Annotated in this window: 4 protein-coding genes; 1 reads left to right on the forward strand and 3 read right to left on the reverse strand. The window is 29.7% G+C overall.

Annotated features, from left to right (window positions below):
• Positions 1 to 180 precede the first annotated feature (180 nt).
• Positions 181 to 1,026 carry a methanogenesis marker 8 protein gene (locus ACKI2W_RS01320; RefSeq protein ID WP_407378726.1) on the reverse strand — a complete coding sequence of 282 codons (846 nt, stop codon included), beginning with the start codon at positions 1,024 to 1,026 and terminating at the stop codon, positions 181 to 183.
• A gap of 80 nt (positions 1,027 to 1,106) precedes the next feature.
• Here ACKI2W_RS01320 and ACKI2W_RS01325 point away from each other — a divergent pair, with 80 nt between their 5' ends.
• The gene (locus ACKI2W_RS01325) at positions 1,107 to 1,493 is read left to right on the forward strand and encodes a helix-turn-helix domain-containing protein (protein ID WP_149732496.1); all 387 of its coding nucleotides are present in this window, start codon (positions 1,107 to 1,109) and stop codon (positions 1,491 to 1,493) included.
• A gap of 266 nt (positions 1,494 to 1,759) precedes the next feature.
• Here the strand turns inward: ACKI2W_RS01325 and ACKI2W_RS01330 are convergent, their stop codons facing one another.
• Positions 1,760 to 1,903: a HEPN domain-containing protein gene (locus tag ACKI2W_RS01330; protein ID WP_407378728.1), complete on the reverse strand. Its 144-nt coding sequence runs from the start codon at positions 1,901 to 1,903 to the stop codon at positions 1,760 to 1,762.
• Positions 1,896 to 2,201, reverse strand: a complete 306-nt coding sequence (locus tag ACKI2W_RS01335; RefSeq protein WP_149732498.1) for a nucleotidyltransferase domain-containing protein — start codon at positions 2,199 to 2,201, stop codon at positions 1,896 to 1,898. The genes ACKI2W_RS01330 and ACKI2W_RS01335 overlap by 8 nt, the downstream gene beginning before the upstream one ends.
• Between the last annotated feature and the right edge of the window lie 82 nt (positions 2,202 to 2,283).

Genomic DNA, 2,283 nt, shown 5'->3' on the forward strand with positions numbered 1-2,283 from the left:
ACTATTTTAATGAATTTTGTTTCATAAGTAAAGAATCAACCCAGTTCCATCAATTGACAAGCAAATTTATCATTTAATCTGAAGTTAAAGTTTATCCTTCATTTTTAAATAATACTTCATTTATTTGAAGTAACAGTATTAACTACATCTAAATGAAGTACTTCAAATTGATAAATGAAATTAGATTAATGGCTTAGGACTTTGAGTGAAATCCTGAGGATACTTTTTTTCACATAACTCATATCCAATATATTCCAATCTTTCATTGAGCAATCTTTTTCCATTTTCGGTTACTGCATACAATGGAACTTTTTTTCCAGCATAATATGGTTTTCTTTCTTCAGCAGTTTCCCGTATGTTTATGGAAGAGCATCCTGAAATCACATCAGCATAATCAAATAACATCTCCGCCTCTTTTTTGGAAACGTTGGTTGTATGTGCTACGAAAATATATATGTTGACATCTTCAGGTTTTGGATGATGCCTTAAATCCTTAACCATTTCTGTTGGAATAATTGTTATTGCAATGTTTTTATATCCTCTTTCAATTGCCATTTCAAGACCTTTTAATGGATTTAACTCTGCAGTTTCAGAATTTAAAACATTTTCTCTTCCAACTTTATCCATGACCTCATCAATTGGAGTGGTGCTTATCAATGCGGAAACTCTTCCTCCAACTCCCTGAACAAGCTCAGCGTCATCAATCAGCAATGTCCCTACTCCCTCACATGCTCCAACCACACAATCAACATTGCCATTGATCATGTTGGTTTTTAATGTTTCGCTGGTTCCAAAGCTCATTGTGTCTTCAACATCAATTGATCTTTGTGGAGTGCACATTCCGAATTCATCTATTCTTTTGTTAATGTTGGATTTGATAAATTCTTTTGTCAAATTACCATTATGCTGACCATTGTCAAATATGGAACAGTAATCTACTACCGGTTCTCCAATGTAGGTTATTTTCCCGTTTTCTATTACTACTTCAGCTTTTCCTAATGCTTCAATTACATGTCTATCATTCATACAATCACCAGATAACAAATGTTATATACAATGCTTTTTAAATAGATTTTGTAAGGAAAAACTCACAATAGGTCAAAAAGATGAAAAAAATTAAAGATTACGATGACAATTGCCCCATAGATGATACATTGAAATTGATATCCAAAAAATGGGTGATATTTATCATCAGAGATATATTCTTAGGAAAAAAGCAATTCAGCGAATTTTTAGAAGAAAAAACATTGAGCAACAGAGTATTGACAGACACACTCAAATTCATGGAAGACAATGATTTAATTACAAAACAAGTTTTTGAAAATGACATCAAAACTGAATATTCACTAACGCAAAAAGGATTCAATCTAAACAAAATTCTCTATAATATGCTGGAATACGGCCTCAATGAAGTAAACAGCGGAAATCTATCTGAAAAACAAAAAGAAGAATTATTAAATGAGTATGAAGTCCTTTTTAAAATCAATGATTAATTTTAACGACTATTCTCATAACATATTAGAAAATTATAAAAATTTTTTAGTTTCTTTTAAAAATTCTTCTGCTTGATTAATTCTTTTTTTAGCTAAATCTTCCCCAATAGAGTCTATTGCAGAATAATCAGCATCTTCCCTGTCTGATTAAGCATTAGTCAAATATTTATACACATTATATCTGAATTCATCTTCATGAACATATTTTAAACTGAACAACTGAATCAAGCCTTGATGAGTTTTAGGAGCATTGCATTCCTTTTTAATCATAACGCTTTAGCACACAAGAACATTGAATAATAAGATAAACTAACTGAATCTGCATAACCTTCAATTTCAAATAAAGCTTTACTATGTTTTAATTTTGTTTCAGCCTTAACAATAAAAGCAAGTACCTCTTCATTATCCAATTGGTACACCATCCTTTAAAACATTAGTTAAAAATGAGAAATTTTTAGTTTTATTGAATAAGTCTTCATTAATTACATGAGCTGAAATAAGTTCTTGTTTATCATACATTATCCATGCAATTTCCTCTGAAATAATATCATCTATATCTTCACGATGATTGGAAATTATTAGAATATCAATGTCTGATTCCTCATGATCATCACCACGAGCAACAGAACCAAATAATATGATTTTAATAATTTTATCACTGTTAATTGCATTTGCAAACTCACGAGCAATCTCAACTCTATTATACATTAATAACCACCATAGATTATTAGATAATAATTAATTTAAATTTTATCAATAATAAATATTTACTAACTGCGACTTTATGAAA

It is taken from the genome of Methanobrevibacter sp. (assembly GCF_045603845.1).
GTDB lineage: Archaea > Methanobacteriota > Methanobacteria > Methanobacteriales > Methanobacteriaceae > Methanocatella.